At 70.3% G+C, this 18,567-nt stretch carries 21 protein-coding genes; 10 read left to right on the top strand and 11 right to left on the bottom strand.

Features of this window, described 5'->3' with window-relative positions; genetic code table 11:
* Positions 1–5: 5 nt before the first annotated feature.
* Positions 6–1,178, bottom strand: a complete 1,173-nt coding sequence (locus tag ACIBH1_RS34860; protein ID WP_397318261.1) for an amidohydrolase family protein — start codon at positions 1,176–1,178, stop codon at positions 6–8.
* Positions 1,179–1,238: 60 nt separating this feature from the next.
* Between ACIBH1_RS34860 and ACIBH1_RS34855 the strand changes: the two genes are divergently transcribed.
* Complete coding sequence (locus ACIBH1_RS34855) at positions 1,239–1,742, top strand: MarR family winged helix-turn-helix transcriptional regulator (RefSeq protein WP_397318260.1); 504 nt, start codon at positions 1,239–1,241, stop codon at positions 1,740–1,742.
* Positions 1,743–1,766: 24 nt separating this feature from the next.
* Here the strand turns inward: ACIBH1_RS34855 and ACIBH1_RS34850 are convergent, their stop codons facing one another.
* The gene (locus tag ACIBH1_RS34850; protein WP_397318258.1) at positions 1,767–2,663 is read right to left on the bottom strand and encodes a hypothetical protein; all 897 of its coding nucleotides are present in this window, start codon (positions 2,661–2,663) and stop codon (positions 1,767–1,769) included.
* Between the two features lie 403 nt (positions 2,664–3,066).
* Positions 3,067–3,915 (bottom strand): helix-turn-helix transcriptional regulator, encoded by an 849-nt coding sequence (locus tag ACIBH1_RS34845; RefSeq protein ID WP_397318257.1) that lies wholly within the window; start codon positions 3,913–3,915, stop codon positions 3,067–3,069.
* A 138-nt stretch (positions 3,916–4,053) separates the two neighbouring features.
* On the opposite strand from ACIBH1_RS34845, the gene ACIBH1_RS34840 reads away from it, so the two are divergent.
* Positions 4,054–4,833: an NAD(P)H-dependent oxidoreductase gene (locus tag ACIBH1_RS34840; RefSeq protein ID WP_397318256.1), complete on the top strand. Its 780-nt coding sequence runs from the start codon at positions 4,054–4,056 to the stop codon at positions 4,831–4,833.
* A 339-nt stretch (positions 4,834–5,172) separates the two neighbouring features.
* A complete protein-coding gene (locus tag ACIBH1_RS34835; protein ID WP_397318255.1) occupies positions 5,173–5,640 on the top strand; it encodes a pyridoxamine 5'-phosphate oxidase family protein in 468 nt (155 codons plus the stop codon).
* Positions 5,641–5,738: 98 nt separating this feature from the next.
* Here ACIBH1_RS34835 and ACIBH1_RS34830 read toward each other — a convergent pair whose 3' ends face one another.
* On the bottom strand, positions 5,739–6,689 hold the full coding sequence (locus tag ACIBH1_RS34830) for a zinc-binding dehydrogenase (RefSeq protein ID WP_397318254.1): 951 nt from the start codon (positions 6,687–6,689) through the stop codon (positions 5,739–5,741).
* A gap of 68 nt (positions 6,690–6,757) precedes the next feature.
* Between ACIBH1_RS34830 and ACIBH1_RS34825 the strand changes: the two genes are divergently transcribed.
* On the top strand, positions 6,758–7,408 hold the full coding sequence (locus tag ACIBH1_RS34825; RefSeq protein ID WP_397318253.1) for a TetR family transcriptional regulator: 651 nt from the start codon (positions 6,758–6,760) through the stop codon (positions 7,406–7,408).
* Between the two features lie 546 nt (positions 7,409–7,954).
* On the opposite strand, the gene ACIBH1_RS34820 is transcribed toward ACIBH1_RS34825, so the two are convergent.
* Positions 7,955–8,761, bottom strand: a complete 807-nt coding sequence (locus ACIBH1_RS34820) for a carbon monoxide dehydrogenase subunit G (protein WP_397318252.1) — start codon at positions 8,759–8,761, stop codon at positions 7,955–7,957.
* Between the two features lie 74 nt (positions 8,762–8,835).
* Between ACIBH1_RS34820 and ACIBH1_RS34815 the strand changes: the two genes are divergently transcribed.
* The 5 genes from ACIBH1_RS34815 to cydB all read left to right on the top strand — a co-directional run bounded on the left by ACIBH1_RS34815 (position 8,836) and on the right by cydB (position 12,592).
* Positions 8,836–9,657 carry a polysaccharide deacetylase family protein gene (locus ACIBH1_RS34815; RefSeq protein WP_397318251.1) on the top strand — a complete coding sequence of 274 codons (822 nt, stop codon included), beginning with the start codon at positions 8,836–8,838 and terminating at the stop codon, positions 9,655–9,657.
* Positions 9,658–9,677: 20 nt separating this feature from the next.
* Positions 9,678–9,866: a hypothetical protein gene (locus ACIBH1_RS34810; RefSeq protein WP_397318250.1), complete on the top strand. Its 189-nt coding sequence runs from the start codon at positions 9,678–9,680 to the stop codon at positions 9,864–9,866.
* The gene (locus tag ACIBH1_RS34805; RefSeq protein ID WP_397318249.1) at positions 9,848–10,225 is read left to right on the top strand and encodes a hypothetical protein; all 378 of its coding nucleotides are present in this window, start codon (positions 9,848–9,850) and stop codon (positions 10,223–10,225) included. Before ACIBH1_RS34810 ends, ACIBH1_RS34805 begins: the two co-directional genes overlap by 19 nt.
* A 157-nt stretch (positions 10,226–10,382) precedes the next feature.
* Positions 10,383–11,723 (top strand): cytochrome ubiquinol oxidase subunit I, encoded by a 1,341-nt coding sequence (locus ACIBH1_RS34800; protein ID WP_397318248.1) that lies wholly within the window; start codon positions 10,383–10,385, stop codon positions 11,721–11,723.
* 2 nt (positions 11,724–11,725) lie between these two features.
* On the top strand, positions 11,726–12,592 hold the full coding sequence (gene cydB, locus ACIBH1_RS34795; RefSeq protein WP_397318247.1) for a cytochrome d ubiquinol oxidase subunit II: 867 nt from the start codon (positions 11,726–11,728) through the stop codon (positions 12,590–12,592).
* On the opposite strand, the gene ACIBH1_RS34790 is transcribed toward cydB, so the two are convergent.
* From ACIBH1_RS34790 to ACIBH1_RS34770, 5 genes are read right to left on the bottom strand one after another with little or no spacing between them, the layout of a single operon-like run.
* Positions 12,576–13,313: an ABC transporter ATP-binding protein gene (locus tag ACIBH1_RS34790; protein ID WP_397318246.1), complete on the bottom strand. Its 738-nt coding sequence runs from the start codon at positions 13,311–13,313 to the stop codon at positions 12,576–12,578. The genes cydB and ACIBH1_RS34790 overlap by 17 nt on opposite strands.
* Positions 13,306–14,031, bottom strand: coding sequence for an ABC transporter ATP-binding protein (locus ACIBH1_RS34785; RefSeq protein ID WP_397318245.1), 726 nt, complete (start codon positions 14,029–14,031; stop codon positions 13,306–13,308). The genes ACIBH1_RS34790 and ACIBH1_RS34785 overlap by 8 nt, the downstream gene beginning before the upstream one ends.
* A complete protein-coding gene (locus ACIBH1_RS34780) occupies positions 13,976–14,947 on the bottom strand; it encodes a branched-chain amino acid ABC transporter permease (protein ID WP_397318244.1) in 972 nt (323 codons plus the stop codon). The genes ACIBH1_RS34785 and ACIBH1_RS34780 overlap by 56 nt, the downstream gene beginning before the upstream one ends.
* Positions 14,931–15,797 (bottom strand): branched-chain amino acid ABC transporter permease, encoded by an 867-nt coding sequence (locus tag ACIBH1_RS34775; protein ID WP_397318243.1) that lies wholly within the window; start codon positions 15,795–15,797, stop codon positions 14,931–14,933. The genes ACIBH1_RS34780 and ACIBH1_RS34775 overlap by 17 nt, the downstream gene beginning before the upstream one ends.
* On the bottom strand, positions 15,794–17,002 hold the full coding sequence (locus ACIBH1_RS34770) for an amino acid ABC transporter substrate-binding protein (protein ID WP_397318242.1): 1,209 nt from the start codon (positions 17,000–17,002) through the stop codon (positions 15,794–15,796). Before ACIBH1_RS34770 ends, ACIBH1_RS34775 begins: the two co-directional genes overlap by 4 nt.
* An 87-nt stretch (positions 17,003–17,089) precedes the next feature.
* Here ACIBH1_RS34770 and ACIBH1_RS34765 point away from each other — a divergent pair, with 87 nt between their 5' ends.
* A complete protein-coding gene (locus tag ACIBH1_RS34765; RefSeq protein ID WP_397318241.1) occupies positions 17,090–18,109 on the top strand; it encodes a LacI family DNA-binding transcriptional regulator in 1,020 nt (339 codons plus the stop codon).
* On the opposite strand, the gene ACIBH1_RS34760 is transcribed toward ACIBH1_RS34765, so the two are convergent.
* Positions 18,106–18,546, bottom strand: a complete 441-nt coding sequence (locus tag ACIBH1_RS34760) for a hypothetical protein (RefSeq protein ID WP_397318240.1) — start codon at positions 18,544–18,546, stop codon at positions 18,106–18,108. The genes ACIBH1_RS34765 and ACIBH1_RS34760 overlap by 4 nt on opposite strands.
* Between the last annotated feature and the right edge of the window lie 21 nt (positions 18,547–18,567).

Raw genomic sequence — 18,567 nt, 5'->3', positions numbered from 1 at the left:
CGTGGTCAGGCGAAGGCCAGGTCCCGGGCCGAGCGGGCGAGGGCCTCCAGAGCGGCCGGCAGGTCGTCGCGAAGCAGCCGTCCGCCGCGCTTGACCACCTTCCCGCCCACCAGCACCGTGTCCACGGCCCGGGTGTCGGCGGCCAGGACGACCGTGGCGATCGGGTCGTGCACGGGTGACAGCCCGGCCAGGTCGGTCCGCATCAGGATCAGATCGGCCTGCTTGCCCACGCCCAGGGACCCGGTGACGTGACCGACCGCCGCGGCCTGCGCGCCGCCGATCGTGGCCATCCGCAGCACGTCCCGCGTCGACAGTCCCGGCAGCATCGCGGTGGTGCGCATGATGCCGAACATGTCGCCCGGCCCGCACATCACCGTGTCCGCGCCGAGCCCCACCACGACCCCCGCCTCCTGCGCGGCGACGATCGGCGGGGCGCCCATGCCGAGCCTGGCCTCCACGACGGGCGACACCGACAGCGTGCCGCCGGAGTCCGCGATCCGCTTCAGCCCCTCCCCGGTGAACGCCGCGCCGTGCACGTAGTTGGTGCGCTCGCCGTACAGTCCGTCGTTGCGCAGGTGCACGCTGACCGGCAGGCCCAGCTCGCGCGCGATCTCCAGCTCTCGCCCGGCCGCCTCCGGCCCGATGAACTCCGGTCCGCGTGCGGCCAGCACGGTCGTGATCCGTCCGCTCACGCGTGCCGCCTCGTCCCGGAGCGTTTCGAGCGTGCCGCAGTAGCCGAAGACGGCGCGGACGCCCGATTCCAGCAGTGCGTCCACGGCGGCATCGGTGTGGTCGGGGGTGAGCTGGATGTGCGACCAGTCCAGGATCGTGGTGATTCCGGCGTCGAGGCACTCCAGCGCGCCGGCCAGGTTCGCGGCGTGCACGTCCTCGGGCCGGTAGCGGTGGGTGACCCCGTTGATGACCCGCTCCAGGTAGTCGCCGAAGGCCATGTCGCCGCCCGCGGCGCGCAGGCCCGCCTGCCACGTGTGGCGGTGGCCGTCGACGAACCCCGGCATGACGATCATGCCGGTCGCGTCGATGACCTCGGCGTCCTCCGTGTACGGCAGAGCCGGCCCCACGGCGTCGATGCGCCCGTCCACGATGCGCACATCGGCGGTGCCCAGGACCACGGGGACGGGTTCGGTGTCGATGACGGTGCCGTTCTTGATGATCAACATGAGATTAGCTTAGTGAAAAGCTTTCTTAAAAGCAATATGGAAGGCTTGTAGCCTCGGAGGGTGCACAGGGACGAGATCGACGAGCTGGCCGCCGGATGGGCGCGGGGCCTGCCCCCGTCGATGGTGGCCACCCTCGAGCTCAGCAAGCGCATCTCGCGCATCGGCGGCCTCTTCGAGCAGGCGCTCAAGGCGGAGCTGGCCGAGCTGGGGCTGACCTACGCCGAGTTCGACGTGCTGGCCGCGCTGCACCGCGCCGGGCCGCCGCATCGGATGAAGCCCAGCGACCTGGCCAAGTCGCTGTACCTCACCTCAGGTGGCACCAGCAACGTGCTGCAGCGGCTGGCTTCGGCGGGATACGTGGAGCGGGAGGACAATCCCGGCGACGCGCGCAGCCGGTGGGTCCAGCTCACGGCGGAGGGGCGGCACATCGCCGCGCAGGCGCTCGACGCGTCCGTGCGGGCGCACGGGGAGGTGGTCGCGGGCGTGCCGGAGGAGGCGGTACGGCAGGCGGCGGACGCTCTGCGCGAGGTGCTCGCGATTGTGGGCAAGCGCCGCTTCCGCTGACCAGCGGCCGGGGAAGCGCCCGCGTCAACCGTCGGCCAGCTCCCGCAACCGATGCGGCAGATACCCCGAATCGTCCACCAGCGCCGAGGCACCGCGCCACCACCCGAACCACTCGGCGCTGCGCCACATCCAGTCGGCCCGCTCGATCGCCCCCACCACCTCGCCGACCGTGCGCCAGCGCTCCCCGAGCAGGTCGGAGGTCGCCCCATGCCGGAACGCCCAGTCGTAAAGGATCTTCACCGCCTCCTCGGGCACCTCCCGCGCATACGGATCGGGCTCATCTCCCGGCAGCGGATGCGGCCCCAACCCGGCGGCGACTCCCCAACTCCACTGCGTCTCGGCAGGCCGCGAGTAACGCAACGACTGGAAGTCCAGGTTGGACCCCAGATCCTCGTCCGGCCGCCGTGTCACGACCGCGTCGAGCCGCCCTCCCGCGTCGAAGTGCACCACCAGCCGCTGCCCCGGCTTGGCGCCCTCCGGCAGATCGAAACGGTCCTCGGCCTGCCACGAGTTCAGGTCGACCTGAGCGACCGCGGCCCCCCACAACGCGTCGGCCGCGTCGTCGGCGATCCAGGCGGCCAGCATCTCCAGCACCGTCAGATCGGTCCACGGCTCGATCGCCGCGGCCGTGTCGAGCACCTCCTGAGGCGGCGGCAACTTCCCGCCACGCGCCTGGGTCCACCACTGCTCCCCCAGCTCCCGCGTGCCCACGAGCAGCGCGGCGATGGAGGCCAGCTCGGCCGACCGCCTGGTGAGGGAGGCGCCGAGTGCGAGCGCCACGCAGCGAGCGGTACGGTCCGGCCCGATGACCGGCCGCGCGTCGTCGATGAGCAGCGACGAGGTCGGCCGCTCCTCGCCGAGCAGATTCTGAATGACTCGTCTTGCCTCGATGCGGGCGTCTTCAGCACGTGCCTGGCGCATATGCCCACGCTACGCCGGGAGATCCTTTTCGGCGAGGCCTTGCAGCCGTCATACCGCTGTGTCGATCGCCGGATACTTGACAAGGTTCGGTAAGGTACCCGTTCATGACTTTTGACATGGATCATCAACTTTCGCCCCTACCTTGGCAGACGCGAGTGGAGATGGTTCAGGATCCGATCACGCCGCGGGTGGCCAGGGAGGAACCGACGCCGCAGGAGTGGCTCGTCCTCGAGGTGAGCGTGATCGTGGTGGCCGTCTCCACGGTGGCGATGGTGTGGCTGAATCGGCGGGTTCTGAGCGGCAAGCGGCGGGAGCACGCCGTAACGCGAGGATCAGGCCCACGAAGCCGACCGGCGCGATCAGGCCGGTGAGGCGTTTCCGGCGGCGGGCATGCGTCGTCGGGTTACTCGCGGACCTGCGCGTTCACTGCGGGATGCGCGTCACCGCTGTCCATGCCCAGGCCCGCGAGCAGACGCAGCCCGTCCTCGGCGGGGCTGCCGGGGACCGCGGACAGCACCAGCACCTCCATGCCCGATTCATCCGGTAGTGCAAAGTTCTCCTGGTGCAGTTCCAGCAGTCCGACCAGCGGGTGCCGGAACGCCTTGCATCCGTGCGTGCGGGCGCGCACGTCCGCGCGGGCCCAGAGGCGGCGGAAGCGCTCGCTGCCCATCGCCAGCTCGCCGATGAGTGAGGCCAGGCGAGGGTCCTCGGGGTATTTGCCGGCGGCCAGGCGCAGATGCCCGACCACGTCGAGGGTGCATCTGTCCCAGTCCGCGTACAGGCCGCGCTCGGCCTCCTCAAGGAAGAGGTGCCGGGCGGTGTTCAGGCCCGGCATCGGCCGGCCGTAGAGGAGCCAGGCGAGGCGGTTCCCGGCGAGGACGTCCAGGCGGTGGTCCATGATCAGCGCGGGTGCGCCGGCGACCATGTCGAGGACCCGCAGCAGCTCCGGCCGGACCCACCCAACCGGCGCCTTCGCGTGGCGGCGGCGCTGCCGGGCAAGCCGGTAGAGGTGCCCGCGTTCGGTCTCGTCGAGGCCGAATACGCGGGCGAGCGCGTCGAGGACCTGCTCGGAGGGCTGGGTCGCGCGGCCCTGCTCCAGGCGTACGTAGTAATCGACGCTGACTCCGGACAGGTGCGCGACCTCTTCGCGGCGCAGCCCTTCGACCCGGCGGCGGCTGTCGGCGGGGATGCCGGCGGCAGCCGGGTCGACCCGGGAACGCCGGGTCCGCAGGAAGCCCGCGAGATCGTCCATGCCCCCAGTGTGGCATCGGCAGTGCCTGTGAAGGTGGTCCTGCCATTACCAGGAAGTCCCGTCCGCTGGAAGAGGCGCCCCTGAACGCCGAGCGCCGCAGCTCCCAGAATCGAAGGCACCCGATCTGAAGGAGTTCCCATGAAGACGCTGATCGTCTACGCCCACCCGGAGCCGAACTCGCTCAACGGCTCGCTGAAGGATCTCGCGGTGTCGGCCTTGGAGACCGCCGGGCACGAGGTACGGGTGAGCGATCTGTACGCGATGAACTGGAAGGCGGTCGTGGACGCCGCGGACTACGGCCCCGACGCCTCGAGTCCGCTGAAGGTCGCCCTGGACTCGGGCCGGGCTTTCGACGCCGGGACGCTCACCCCGGACGTCCTCGCCGAGCAGGAGAAGCTGCTGTGGGCCGACACCATCATCTTCCAGTTCCCGCTGTGGTGGTACACGATGCCCGCGATCCTCAAGGGCTGGGTGGACCGGGTGTTCACCTACCACTTCGCGTACGGCGTCGGCGAGCACAGCGACACCAGGTACGGCGAGCGCTTCGGCGAAGGCACCCTCGCGGGCAGGAAGGCACTGCTGTCGGTGACCGCCGGCGGACCGGAGTCGCACTACGCCGCTCGCGGGATCAACGGCCCCATCGACGACCTGCTGTTCCCGATCCACCACGGCATCCTCTACTACCCGGGCATCGAGGTGCTGCCGCCGTTCGTGCTGTACGGCACCGACCGAATGACCAGCGAGGACTACCCGGACGTCGCCAAGGCCTGGGAGCAGCGCCTGCTCACCCTGGAGTCGACTGAACCGATCGCGTTCCGGCGGCAGAACTTCGGCGACTACGAGATTCCCTCGCTCCATCTGAAAAAAGGACTGGAGCCCGCGGGCCGCACGGGTTTCGGGCTGCACGTACGCGGCTAGGGCTGTTCCACGTGGCTGAGGTGAGGAGCTCCAGATCGACCCGCCCGCGCGATCCAGCGAGGGTCCAGGCAGGCCGGCCCGATCTGGTTGAAGCGGTGGATCACCTCGCGCACGGTGTCCTGCCGAGGCGAGCAGGATCGTCGCCTGCCGACAGCAGGCGGCGGTTGTTGCCTCGGGATCTGGACCGGCACGGCAGGACACCTCCACGAGGCCGCCGAGGAGGGTGGACCAGGCGATCACCGCAGCGGAGTCCTGGTTCGCCCCGCCCAGCAGGTCGGGTTCCCGCGAAGTAGGATCTGGACACTAATGATCATCGGAGATGACGGGGAGTGACAACCGGTGTCTGGCGAGTTGTTCGATGTGGCGTTGACGCTGTTGCGAGCCAACCCCTATGGCTTCTTGACCACGGTGAACGACGGGCAGCCGCATAGTCGCCTCGTCCAGCACGTCAGTGTTGACGCCGACGGGACCGTGTGGATCGGGACGAGCCCGGCATCTCGCAAGGCGGCCGAGATCTCACGTCATCGGATGGTGACTTATGCGGTCGAAGACCGGGCCGCCTTCGCCTATGTGTGCTTGCAAGCGGACGCCGAACTGGTCCGTGACAAGGATGAACGGGTAGCTCGGTGGCAGGACGGGTTGGAGGCGTTCTTTCCGGACGGCCCGGCCGGGAACGACTTCGTGCTGATCCGGCTGCGACCGCACAGGGTCGAACTCATGGACTTCGTCCGCAAGATCCACCCCGACCCCTACGGGCTGCTTCCCGCCGCCGTCGAGCAGCGGGAAGGCTCATGGGTGCCCAGCTAGAGCCCGTGGATCAGGTGAAGGGAGCACGGAGCCAGACCTGATCGGGACCGCGTCGACGTGCCCCGGTCGGGGCCGGCCTCCCGGAGACGGCAGGGCCGTCAGGTGAGGTCGAGCACCGCCTTGCCGTGCAGACGGCGTTCCATGAGGGCGCTCACCGCCTCGGGCACGTCGTTCCAGGTGCCGCGCCACGTGATCTCGGGGCTCAGCACCGCGTCCGCGACCTGGTGGGCCAGCCAGGCCAGGTCCCTGTCCAGCCCGTCGCAGAACATCAGCATGAACGTGACGATCGAGCGATCGTCCCGTCCTGGCCCACTGAACAGGGCGCCGAAGGGGAAGTTCTCGCCGTCACCCGAGGAGTGCCCGACCGCCACCAGGGTGCCTCCCTGGCCGAGCTGATCGAATGCTTCCACGAGTTGCGGGCCGCCCACCAGGTCGAGCACGCCGTCGAACCCGCCGCCGGCTTGCGCAGGCCCAGTCACGACCTCGTGGGCGCCCAGAGCGCGCAAGGCCTCGCCATGCTGGGCGGGGTCGCCGGTGGAGGCGATCACCTGTGCGCCGCCGAGCCGGGCGAGTTGGACGGCGTAGCGGCCGACGCCTCCGGTGGCGCCGGTCACGAGGATCCTGCGTCCCAAGATGGGCCCGATCCGGTGGAGCGCGCGCAGCGCGGTGCCGGCCGCGACCGGGATGGTGCTGAGCGCGCCCGGCTCCGCATGCTCGGGCGCCACGCCGATCCAGTTGGTACGCACCGCTCGGACCTCGGCCCAGCCGCCGCTCTCCTCCAGGGTCACGACGGGGGTCCCCACGGCGGGCCCTGACCCGTCCGCCGCTGCCTGGACGACGACTCCGGCGGCGTCCCAGCCGAGCACCGTCCCCTCTGCGGCTGTCTCGATGCCGTGCTTGACCTCGCCGTAATTGAGCGAGGTGGCCGTGACCCGGACCAGCGCCTGGTTGGGGGCGGGCACAGGCTCGGCCACTTCCCCCACCCGCAGGCCACCGGGGACGGAACGATCAACGATCAGGGCGCGCATGGCGATCCTTTCCTCAGACATCCCACACAAAGTGCCACTGAGGAGCATAAGCCTATAGAGGGCGTTTGCGCACCCGTTACACTTGGAAGATGACCGCCGACACCTCCTCCGAGTCCGCGCCGGAAACGCTCCCGCTGCGAGAGCGGAAGAAGCTCAGAACCAGGACCGCGCTGGTCGACACGGCCCTCTCGCTCTTCACCGAGCGCGGCTTCGACGGGGTGACCCTCGACGAGCTGTGCGAAACCGTCGAGGTCTCCAAGCGCACCTTCTTCCGGAATTTCGCCAGCAAGGAACAGGTCGCCTCCGCTCCGCTGGAGGCGCTGTGGGACGGCTTGCGGGACGACGTCGAGCACCTGTCCTTCGACGGCGCGCCCGTCCTGGAGGTGTTGCAGGAGGCGCTTCTCATGACCCTCACACGCATGGACGACAGCGGCGCCTGGGTGACCCGCGTACGGCAGAGCCGCGAACTGGCCGAGCGCACGCCATCGATCACCGCCTACGGGCTCCAGTACTGCGACCGCACCAGCGCGGCCATCGAGGCGACCCTGCAGCGCAGGCTTCGCCTGGATCCGGCAGACCCACGGCCGAGGCTGGCCTTGGACCTGCTGGTCGCGTCATTCCACGCCGCGTTGCGAGCCTGGACCGCCAAACCCGGCACCCCCACCCACGCAGCTCTCGCGACCGAACTACGGTCGGTCTTCGCGGTCCTGCCCGATGCACTCACCTTCAGCAGGGCCTGACAAGCGGGTGCGAAATCCCCGCCGACTGAGCCCCCGCCCACGTCCGATGTCGAGGCCTACGCCTTCTTGCCGGGCCGCTACCGCGCTCGGCAAGGGCGGCGGGAGCCTCGGCGGCCGAGACCACGTTGATGACCACTTTTGACGCTGGAACAGGGCAGAAGATCAGCCCACATACGCCCAAAGCCGGTCCGCCAGCTCATCGAATGCGTCAACCACACCCTCAAGCCAGCTCGACCTCGAGTGCACGGCGCCCGCACTCCGAAAGGCGCCGGGCAAGAATCGCTCAAACATCCTGACCCTGACCACCGTGATCTGGCACAACCAGACAACAGGCCAGCCCGTCACCCGATCACTGATCGCCTATCACCACCAACCAGACTTGGGACCTTCCTCGTCTTGGTCCGTCGGACTGGGGCGACCATCGGGGAGCGCGAGGGGCGGAGCCCCTCGTCCGGGGGTGTGGGGGTGGGCCGCAGGCGCACCCCCACAGAGCACAGCCCGAGCACGACCCGCGCCGAAGGCGCACGACCGGCGAGGACCGAGCCGTCAGTGGGGGCGGCGGCGGCCGAGGAACCAGCCGACGGCGACGCCGACGAGGGCGCTGAGGGCGCCGAGGCCGAAGGCCGCGAGTAGGGCGTTGGGCGACGGTGAGGCCGAGGGTGGAGCGGTGGGGCGGTGGAAGACGGTGGGACGCGACGCTGCGGAGGTGGATGGAGCGGTGGACGCCGCGGCGGGGGTGAGCGCGGCGGCGTTAGTAAGGGAGGAGGCGGGTGCCGAAGTGGAGCCCGAAGTGGCGGCCGAGGTGGGGCTTGGGGAGACGGCCGACGAGGCGGGCGACGAGGCGCCTGACGACAGGCCCGGATAGGTTGCCCCCTCGGGCCCGGCCAGCGCGCCTTCGGCAGCGGGCCAGCCCGACGGCGCGAGCAGCACCCCCTCCACCGCCGCGAAGAAGTCCCCCGCCGTTCGCTTGGCGACGGCGCCCAGCATGCGCTGCCCCACTCCCCCGATGACTCCGCCGACGACGGCCTCGGCGTCGTAGTCCACGCGGGTCCCCCCGTCGGCCTCGCTCAGCCGTACGACCACCGTCGCCTCGACGGTCCCCGGGGCGCCGGCGCCCCTGGCCTTGAGGACGAAGCTCTCCGGTGGCAGCGGCGACGACAGCGCCACCTCCCCGTCGTACACGCCCTTGATGGTGGCGACTCCGGCGCTGACGGTCATGCGGTAGGTGTCGGGCCCGATCTCCTCCAGGCGTTCGCACCCGGGGATGGTGCGCACGAGGACCGACGGGTCCTGGAGCGCGGCCCACACTTGTTCTCTGTCGGCGCCGATCACGGCACTGCCTGCGACCTTCACCCAGCACACTCTAGGGTTCGCCGCCCGCGTCGCTGAACGGCAACATGTGCCATAGGCCTTTAGACTCCAAGACCATGTTCTGGGGGCGAGTGGCGGCGTGCGGGGCGCTGGTGGTGCTGACGGGGTGTGCTCAGTCGGTGGCGCAGGGGACGCAGGGTGGTTCGACGGTCGAGGCGACGCCGGGGAGCGGTGCGCCGACACGCGAAGCCGGGCCGGTGGGGGCGGTGCCGCGGGCGGGTGAGGTGGGCAGGGTCACGTCCGAGGTGATCAGTTCGGTGCCGACCAAGCGCAAGGTGGTGTTCCTGACCATCGACGACGGGTGGGAGCAGGATCCGGGGTTCGTCCGGCAGGTGCGGGAGCAGGGGATCCCGATCACCGTGTTCGCGACGCGCCAGGCGGTGGAGGCGGAGGGCACGCCCGATCAGTCGGGGGGCACGGCGAGGTTCGTGGGGGCCGGCAAGTGGGGGTATTTCAGGGAACTGCGTGACGCGGGCGTCTCCATCGAGAACCACACGCTGACGCATCCCAACCTGCGCCTGCTCGGCGCGCAGGCGCAGCAGAAGGAGCTCTGCGGCGCCTCCAAGGTGATCAAGAAGGAGATCGGCGTGAGGCCGGTCCTGTTCCGGCCGCCGTTCGGCAACTACAACCAGGCGACGCTCGACGCGATGCGCGCCTGCGGGATGAAGGCGCTGCTGCTGTGGACGGCGACGGTGCAGCCGGGCGGGAAGATCGCCTATCAGGTGCCCGACAAGCGGCTGCGCCCGGGCGACATCCTGCTGCTGCACTTCCGTCCCAATCTCGACCGTGACTTCCGGATCCTGGTGAAGAAGATCAAGCGTCGGGGTTTCGAGCTCGGCAATCTGCAGGCGTATCTGAAGGCCGCCGGGGTGAGGTAGGGCCGACCTAGACTGGGCACATGAGGCGCTGGGCCATGGCAGCCGGCATTGTCGGCATCGTCTCGAGTGTGCTCTTCCTGACCGCTTACGCCGCCCGCTCCCCCGCCGTCGGCGTCGCCGCCGAGATCGCGGGGGGCCTCTCGGCGGCCTGCATGATCCCGCTGGCGTACGGCTGCCGCCTGGCGGGGTCATGCGCGTCCTGGGCGTGATCGGCATGGTGGCCGTCGCCCTGACGAGGCCCGCCCTGAGCATCTCCCCGGCCGCGTGGTGGTGGCCGGTGCAGTTCCTCTCGGCGGTCGCCGGTTACCTGCTGTTGCACGCCTGGCTGATCGGCATGGGCCGTCGCGCGTCCGGGCTGAGCCGGGTGACGCGCCGGTGGGCCGTGGCGTGCGGCGTGCTGGTGATCTTCTCCGTGGTCGCCGCGCTCGCCACGTCCTTCCTGCTGCCCGTCCCCCCGGCCGCCAGGATCGTCATCGCCGTGCCGGGGTTGCTCGCCTGGTTGTCGATGCCCCTGTGGTTCCTGCGGTTGTCCGCCGAGCGGCGGATCGGGGTTCAGCCCGCCGGGTGACGCGCTCGCGAGGTCCTGCGCGAGACAGTTGCATCCTCGGCGGGGGCTCATGTGAGGAAGATCGCAGTTCCCCTCCATCGCTTTGCTCTACAAGACGTAGTACTACTGGGGATAGATGAACTACAGCTTGTAGAGCTCCAGAGCCCGTGAGGGGAAAATGGACGCGTTGGATCTTGCGCGGTGGCAGTTCGGCATCACCACCGTGTACCACTTTCTGTTCGTGCCGCTGACCATCGGCCTCGGCGTCTTCGTGGCCGGATTGCAGACCGCCTGGCACCGCACGGGCAAGGAGCACTACCTCAAGCTGACCAAGTTCTTCGGGAAGCTCTTTCTGATCAACTTCGCGATGGGCGTGGTGACCGGCATCGTGCAGGAGTTCCAGTTCGGGATGAACTGGAGCGAATACTCGATCTTCGTGGGCGACGTGTTCGGCGCTCCGCTGGCCCTGGAGGCGTTGCTCGCCTTCTTCCTGGAGTCGACCTTCATCGGCCTGTGGATCTTCGGCTGGGACCGGTTGCCCAAGCGGGTGCACCTGGCCACGATCTGGATCGCGGTGATCGGCTCGAACCTGTCGGCCTACTTCATCCTCGCGGCCAACGCCTGGATGAAGCACCCGGTGGGCTACGAGGTGGTCGACGGCAAGGCCAGGATGACCGACATCTGGGCGGTGCTCACCAACGACACCGCGCTGGCGCAGGTGCCGCACGTGGTGGCGGCCTCGTTCATCGTGGCGGGCGGCTTCGTGCTCGCGATCTGCGGCTACCACCTGATCAAGAAGACCGAGGGCGAGTGGCGCAGCGCGATGCGCGGCGCGCTGGTGATGACCGCCATCGCGGGGGCGGTGGTCGCGGGCACCGGCGACATGTCGGCGCAACTGCTCCACACCCAGCAGCCGATGAAGCTGGCCGCGGCGGAAGGGCTCAGCGAGACCACCGACGGCGCGCCGTTCACGATCGTGCCCGGCGTGGAGGTGCCCAAGCTGCTGAGCCTGCTGGCCGCCCACGACCCGGACGCGACGGTCAAGGGCACCGAGGACCTGCAGCGGGAGTTCGAGGCGAAGTTCGGCCCTGAGGACTACACGCCCAACATCCCGGTCGTCTTCTGGTCGTTCCGTCTCATGCAGGCCTTCGGCATGGCGACGGTGGGCCTGGCCGCTCTCGGCCTGTTCCTGACCCGCAGGCGCAGGCAGCCACCGCCGTGGTTCAACCGCATGCTCCTGCTGGCCCTGCCGCTGCCATGGCTCGCGGTCATCTTCGGCTGGCTGCTCAGCGAGATCGGCCGCCAGCCCTGGACCGTCATGGGCGAGCTGCTGACCGCCGCGAGCGTCTCGCCCGGCGTCACCACCGCCCAGGTGGCGACGAGCCTGGCGATCTTCACCGTCCTGTACGGCGCGCTCACGATCGCCGAGGCGGTCCTGCTGGTCCGGCACGTCAAGCGGGGCCCCGACAAGACCGTGCAGATCGAAGAGCAGCGCGAACCCGTCCTGATGGGATACTGATCATGATCGAATTGTGGTTCGTCGTCATCGCCTTCCTGTGGACCGGCTACTTCGTCCTGGAGGGATTCGACTTCGGCGTCGGCCTGCTCGCCCCCTTCGTCAGCGGTGACGAAGACGAGCACAAGCAGGCGCTGCAGACCATCGGCCCGGTCTGGGACGGCAACGAGGTCTGGCTGATCAGCGCGGTCGGCGCCACGTTCGCCGCCTTCCCCGCCTGGTACGCGGGGCTGCTGTCGTCGTTCTACATCCCGCTCGTCCTGGTGCTCACCGGGCTGATCGTGCGCGGGGTGGGCCTGGAGTGGCGCGGCAAGGTCGCCAACACCCGCTGGGCGGACCTGGGCATCGTGGTCGGCAGCGCGCTGCCCGCGTTCGTCTGGGGCGCGGTCTTCGCCCAGGTGCTCGGCTACGGCCCGGTGCTGGGCGGATTGTTCTCGCTGGCCGCCAGCGCCCTGCACGGCGCGATCTTCCTGGCGCTCAAGACCGACGGCGCGGTACGGCGGCGCGCACGGGTCGCCGCCCTGGTGACCGGCCTGGTGGCGCTGCCGCTGGCCGCGCTGGCGCTGCCCGCGCTCGGCCCGGTCGCGATCGCCGCCCTGATCGCCCTGATGGGGGCGCTGCTGCTGATCTGGCAGCGCCGCGAGGGCTGGGCCTTCACCGCCACCGCCGGGGCGATCGTCCTGGTGTCGGTCGCGGTCTTCACCACCCTGCGTGCGGCGCCGCTGCCCGGGCTGACGCTGGAGGAGGCGGCCTCGGGACCGTACACGCTCGGCGTGCTGACCTGGATCGGCCTGGCGATCCTGCCGTTCATCCTGCTCTACCAGGGCTGGACGTACTGGGTGTTCAGGAAGCGCGTCAGCCTGGCTCACTAGCCACGCCGCCGCCGAGGTAGAGGCGGCCCAGCCGGGGATCGGCCAGCAACTCCCCGGCGGGGCCGCTGATGTGCACCCGGCCGAGGTCGAGCACGCAGCCGAGGTCGGCCATCTCCAGCGCCCGCCGCGCGTTCTGCTCGACCAGCAGCACGGCCACCCCGGTACGCCGCATCAGGTCGATCTGCTCGAAGACGGTCGTGGTGGTGCGCGGGTCCAGCCCCATCGAGGGCTCGTCGAGCAGGATCACCTTGGGCTGCAGCATCAGCGCGCGGGCGAACTCGACCTGTTTCTGCTGCCCGCCCGACAGCAGCCCGGCGATGGTCCCCCACCGCTCGGCCACGACGGGGAAGAGTTCCTTGACGCGGGCGATCCGCTCGCGCACGACGGCCTGGTCGCGCAGGGTGTAGCCGCCGAGGCGGACGTTCTCGGCGACCGTCATCTCGCGGAAGACGCTGTGGCCTTGAAGCACGTGGGCCAGCCCCTTGGCCAGCAGGGCCTGCGGCGCCAGGCCGGTCACGTCCGCGCCCTCCAGCAGCACGCCGCCCGAGCGCGGGGCGAGCAGGCCGCTGGCCACCTTGAGCACCGTGGACTTGCCCGCGCCGTTGGGCCCGACCAGGCAGACGACCTGCCCGGCTCGGACCGTGACGGACAGGCCGCGCAGCACCGGGTCCGCCCTGCCGTACCCGGCCACGAGGTCACGCAGGACCAGCACGTCAGACACCGAGGTAGGCCTCCAGTACACGAGGGTCGGACTGCACCTGCCGGGGAGGCCCGGCGCAGATGGGCGCGCCCCGGTCGAAGACGATCACGTGGTCGCTCATGCCCATCACCATGTCCATGTTGTGCTCGACGACGAGGAAGGTGTGCCCTTCGGCGTTGAGCTCGCGGATCAGGGTGACCAGGCGCTCGATCAGGGCCGGGTTGACCCCGCCGGCCGGTTCGTCCAGCAGGATCAGCTCGGGTTCCGCCATGAGGACCGCCGCCAGCTCCAGAAGTTTCTGCTGGCCGTACGACAGGTCGCGGGCCTCGGCCCGCTCCATGTGCTCGATGCCGGTACGGCGCAGCCAGCCGCGTGCGCGCTCGATCTCGGCGGGATTGCCGATGCCGGCCATCAGTTCGCGCAGCCGGGTGCGCCGGACGGCGACCAGCATGTTCTCCAGGACGGTCATGCGCGGGAAGATCCTGCACAGCTGGAAGGTGCGCCCGAGTCCGAGGTGGGCGATGCGGTGGGGCGACCTGCCGGTGATGTCGGTGTCGCGCAGGAAGACGGCGCCGCTGTCGGGCTTGATCAGCCCGGTGACGAGGTTGAAGAAGGTCGTCTTGCCCGAGCCGTTCGGCCCGATCAGCGCGTTGATCTTCCCGGGGAGCACCTCGACGGTGGCGTCACGCACCGCCGTCACTCCCCCGAAGGACTTGCCCAGCCCGGCGGTTCTGATCACGTCTCCACCTCCTCGCGAGGATGCCCTCGGGCATGAACAGCACGACCAGCACCAGCAGCACGCCGGTGGCGGTCAGGTGGATCTGCGTCTCCCCGAGCGCGATCAGGAAGTACTCGCCCGCCGGGGCCACGATCAGCGCGCCGAGCAGCGGCCCGAGCAGGTGGCGTCGCCCGCCCAGCAGGCTCATGAGCACCATGGAGGCGCCGAAGACGATGGAGAAGACGAAGATCGGGTCGAGCGAGCCGAACCACAGCGCGTACAGGCCTCCGGCGAGGGCGACGAACAGCGCCGACAGGGCGAGGGCCACCACCTTGTAGGCGGCGGTGGGAACGCCCAGCGACTCGGCCTTGTCCTCGTCCTCGCGGATGGCCCGCAGGCCGCTGCCGTACCTGGACCTGGAGATCAGCCACCAGGCCAGCAGCACGGCCGCGAGCAGGGCCAGGAACAGGTGGTAGAAGAGCAGGTGGGTCTGGCCCCTGTGCAGCCCGGCGAAGGGCGAGGGCACCTGCAGCGCGATGGAGCCGCCGGTCAGCGAGCGCCAGCCCTGCGCGAGCAGGTTCATCGCCGACACCAGCGCGATCGTGACGATCACGAAGGAGGCGCCGCGCACGCGGACGGCGGCGACGCCGACCAGCGCCGCGAACAGCGCCACGCCCGCCGTCGAGACGCCCAGCGCGAGCGGCCACGGCCAGCCGAGGCGGGCGACCAGCAGCCCGGTTCCGTAGGCGCCGAGGCCGAAGAAGGCGGAGTGCCCGAGCGAGACGTAGCCGGACAGGCCGCCCAGGATGTTCCACGAGGTGGCCATCGCCGCGTACATCACGGTCAGCACGCCCGCGTAGACCAGGTAGTAGTTGGGCACCAGCCACGGGTAGGCCAGCGCGGCGGCGACGAGCAGCAGGCTAGAAACGATGCGCAAGCCGTCCCCCGAACAGGCCCTGGGGCCGCAGCAGCAGCGTCACCAGCAGGAAGGCGTAGAACATCAGCGTCGCCCAGGTGGCGTCGACGGTGACCAGCACCAGCCCCTCGACCACGCCCAGCAGGATCGCCGCCAGCGCCGCGCCGAGCACGCTGCCCAGCCCGCCGACGACGATGATCGCCATCAGCTTGCCGATCCACGCCCAGTGCGAGGCGGGGAAGAACGGCGTGACCAGCGCCAGCACCGTGCCGCCGACCGCGGCCGTGGCAAGGCCCACGCCGAAGCCGTAGCCGGCGACCCGCTCGGTGCGGACGCCGACCAGCCTGGCCGCCTCCGGATGCTGGACGGTCGCCCGCAACGCCCGCCCGAATCTGCTCTTGACCAGCAGGGCGAAGAGCGCCGTGAGCGTGATCACCGCGATCCAGAAGGCGATGATCTTGTCGTACGGCAGATGCACCTCGCCGATGCTCAGCGACCTCGTCGCGTAGTCCATCGAGACCGACTTGTACGACCCGGTGTAGATCGTGCCGAGCAGCCCTTCGACGGTCAGCGCCAGCCCGAAGGTGAGCAGCACGCTCATCATCGGGTCCAGCCCCCTGATGATCACCCGCTGGAGCAGCACGCCGAGCCCGAAGAACAGCGGCACGGTGATCGGCATCGTGGCCAGGGGGTCGAGGCCGAAGCCGGTGTGCAGGGAGTAGGTCAGGTAGGCGGCCAGGAACAGGAAGGCGGGGTGGGCGACCATGACCACCCGCATCACCCCGAAGTAGAGCGACAGGCCCGCGGCCAGCAGGGCGTACAGCCCGCCCGTGAGCAGGCCGAGGACCAGTCCCTGGAGGAGGAGCGTCACCACGCCTGCTTCGGGAAGACGAGGTCGGCGGTCTTGGCCTCGGCGGGCAGGACGATCTCCACCTTGCCCGCGACGTACTGCTGGATCATGTGCGCCTGCTCCGGCCTGCCCTGGTCGTCGAAGGAGAGCGGCCCGACGACGGTGTCGAAGGTGCCCTGGCGGATGTGGTCGGCGAGCTTGTCCTGGCATTCCCTGGTGGGCTCGACGCATTTGACCGCGTTGACGGCCGCCTCGACCACCTGGCCGACGGTGAAGCCGTTGGCGGCGTCCTCGTGCGCGTCGCCGCCGAACTTGGCCTTGTACCTCTTGACCAGGTCGGCGTTGCCGGGGAAGTCGGTCGTGGGCGCCCAGCCGACCGGCGAGACGACGTGCTCGGCGGCGTTCTTCACCGCCGCGGGGAACTCCGGCAGGGTGGGCCCGGTGGAGAAGGCCGCGAGCTTGGGCTGCACCTTCAGCTCCTGGAGCGCGCGGACCAGGCCGACCGAGTCCTCGAACTGGGTGCCGCCGACCACGATGTCGGGCTTGGCGGCGGCGATCTTGGCGGCGATGGGGCCGAAGTCGGTGGTGTCGGGCGGGTAGACCTCGTCGACCACCGTCGTGATGCCGGCCGCGGCCAGCTTGTCGCGCAGGCCGTAGGCCGTGCCCTGGGCGAACGGGTCGTCGAGGCTGGCGTAGGCGGCGGTCTTGGGCCGCTGCGCTTCGGGGAGCTTGGTGATGTACTCGGCCAGGTAGTTGTAGTGGTCGTCGGCGATCGCGGGCGCGGCGTAGAACAGGCGCTTGAAGCCCTGCTCGAAGACCTCCTTGGCGGCTCCGGCCGGTTCGACGAAGAGCATGTTGTACGACTCGGCGACCTTGGCGGCGGGGATGACCAGGCGCGAGGAGAACGGGCCGAAGACGAGGTTGACCTTGTCCTGGGTGATCAGCGATTCGTAGTCGGAGCTGACGCGGTTGGGGTCGGAGGCGTCGTCACGGAAGATCAGCTCGACCTTCCGCCCGAGCAGGCCGCCCTTCTCGTTGACCGTCTCGGCCCAGAGCTGGTAGCCCTCCTGGATGCCCTTGCCGGGCTCGGAGAAGTCGCCCGAGAGCGGCAGCGAGATGCCTATCTTGACCGGACCGGTCTGCGGGGCCGTGCCCGGCTCGTCGGTCTTGGCGCATGCGGTCGCTAACAGGGCGCAGGTGACGGTGATCGCCAGGATTCTTGCCATCGAGGGACCTCCTGCTGGCGCGAAAGCGCTTTCGGAAGCGCTTTCGGTTAACATTGCACGGGGAGTGCCCGATGACAAGGGGGCCGCATGGAGCGCCCGCCCCGCCTGATCGACGTCGCCCGCGCTGCCGGGGTCTCCCTCGCGACCGCCTCCCGCGCCATCACCGGCAGCCACGGCGTCAGCCCCTCGCTCGCCGCCCACGTGCAGGCGGTCGCCGCCCAGATCGGCTACGTGCCCAACAGCCACGCCCGCGCCCTGGCCGGAGGGCAGACCTCCATCGTCGGCCTGGTCGTGCACGACGTCGGCGACCCCTACTTCGGTGAGATCGCCCGCGGCGTGCTGCGCGAAACCGAGCAGCGCGGCTACCTGGCCCTCATCAGCCAGACCGAGCGCGACCCGCGGGCCGAGCTGTCACGCGTGCGCGCCCTGCGCGCGCACCGCGTCACCTCGATCGTGCTGGCGGGCTCCGGCTACATCGACGCCTCCGCCGAGAACCCGCTGGCCGCCGAGGTCCGCTCCATCACCGCGAGCGGCGGCCGAGTCGCCGTCATCGGCCGCCATCACCTGCCCGTCGACGCCGTCCTGCCCGACAACGCCGAGGGCGGCGCCACCCTGATGCGCCACGTCCTGGGCCTGGGCCACCGCCGCATCGGCGTGGTCGGCGGACCGGCCAACCTGACCACCGTCGAGGACCGCCTGGCCGGGCTGCGCGACGCGGCCGGGGCCGCCGGGCTCGACTGGGGACGCGTCCCCGTCGTGGACGGCGACTTCACCCGCGAGGGCGGGGCCAGGGCGGTGGCCGAGCTGATCGGCGCGCATCCCTCGCTCACCGCCGTGATCGCGCTCAACGACCCGATGGCGGTCGGAGCGTTGTCGTGGCTGCTGGGGTCGGGGCGGCGGGTGCCGTCGGAGGTGTCTCTGGCGGGGTTCGACGACATCCCGCTCGCCGCCGACGTCTTCCCGGCGCTGACGACCGTGCGGCTGCCGATGGTGGCGATGGGGCGGCAGGCCCTGGACCTGGTGCTCAAGCCGCCCGCCGCCCGGCCGCGCCGCCGCCGCACCGGCCACGAACTGGTCGTGCGCGCCTCGACGGGCCCCGCGCCCTAGTAGCCGGCGGGCGAGGCCATCGGCGTGTGGGTGCGGTGGTCCTTCAGGTGCAGGTCGCCCCCGAGGCGCTCCTTGAGCCGGTCCAGCACCTTGCGGCCCGACAGCGCCGTCCACAGGTGCCCGACCAGGTGCGGGTTGTACTCCGGAGCGGTGTCCATCCAGGCGTCCTTGCCCGCCTGCGTGGAGAAGGTGCTGAGGAAGAACTCCCCGTCGGAGGTCTTGCAGTGCCCCGTGCGCATGTCGGTGGCGTCGACCTGGATGCGCGGCTTGCAGCCGACCTTGGCGGCGAGCTGCTCGACGGTCAGCGCCTCGACGTTCGCGGCCGCCGCCTGGTCGGCCGCGACGTAGGAACCGCCGTCGCCGGAGGGACCGGGTGAGCAGGCCGCGCAGAGCACGGCCGTGACGGCGAGAGCGGCAGTACGCGGAAAAGTCGTCATGTCCCGGGGTACGCAGCAGTC

It is taken from the genome of Nonomuraea sp. NPDC050663 (genome assembly GCF_044456985.1).
In the GTDB taxonomy this organism is placed as follows: domain Bacteria; phylum Actinomycetota; class Actinomycetes; order Streptosporangiales; family Streptosporangiaceae; genus Nonomuraea.
Note: the sequence above shows the minus strand (reverse complement) of the source record. Positions and strands in the feature narration are given on the sequence as shown.

Coding starts and splice junctions, on each gene's coding strand:
- ACIBH1_RS34760 (WP_397318240.1), bottom strand. CDS start 18,546: ATGACGACTTTTCCGCGTACTGCCGCTCTCGCCGTCACGGCCGTGCTC.
- ACIBH1_RS34765 (WP_397318241.1), top strand. CDS start 17,090: ATGGAGCGCCCGCCCCGCCTGATCGACGTCGCCCGCGCTGCCGGGGTC.
- ACIBH1_RS34815 (WP_397318251.1), top strand. CDS start 8,836: ATGTTCTGGGGGCGAGTGGCGGCGTGCGGGGCGCTGGTGGTGCTGACG.
- ACIBH1_RS34805 (WP_397318249.1), top strand. CDS start 9,848: ATGCGCGTCCTGGGCGTGATCGGCATGGTGGCCGTCGCCCTGACGAGG.
- ACIBH1_RS34800 (WP_397318248.1), top strand. CDS start 10,383: ATGGACGCGTTGGATCTTGCGCGGTGGCAGTTCGGCATCACCACCGTG.
- ACIBH1_RS34825 (WP_397318253.1), top strand. CDS start 6,758: ATGACCGCCGACACCTCCTCCGAGTCCGCGCCGGAAACGCTCCCGCTG.
- ACIBH1_RS34810 (WP_397318250.1), top strand. CDS start 9,678: ATGAGGCGCTGGGCCATGGCAGCCGGCATTGTCGGCATCGTCTCGAGT.
- ACIBH1_RS34830 (WP_397318254.1), bottom strand. CDS start 6,689: ATGTCTGAGGAAAGGATCGCCATGCGCGCCCTGATCGTTGATCGTTCC.
- ACIBH1_RS34860 (WP_397318261.1), bottom strand. CDS start 1,178: ATGTTGATCATCAAGAACGGCACCGTCATCGACACCGAACCCGTCCCC.
- ACIBH1_RS34770 (WP_397318242.1), bottom strand. CDS start 17,002: ATGGCAAGAATCCTGGCGATCACCGTCACCTGCGCCCTGTTAGCGACC.
- ACIBH1_RS34850 (WP_397318258.1), bottom strand. CDS start 2,663: ATGCGCCAGGCACGTGCTGAAGACGCCCGCATCGAGGCAAGACGAGTC.
- ACIBH1_RS34840 (WP_397318256.1), top strand. CDS start 4,054: ATGAAGACGCTGATCGTCTACGCCCACCCGGAGCCGAACTCGCTCAAC.
- ACIBH1_RS34845 (WP_397318257.1), bottom strand. CDS start 3,915: ATGGACGATCTCGCGGGCTTCCTGCGGACCCGGCGTTCCCGGGTCGAC.
- cydB (WP_397318247.1), top strand. CDS start 11,726: ATGATCGAATTGTGGTTCGTCGTCATCGCCTTCCTGTGGACCGGCTAC.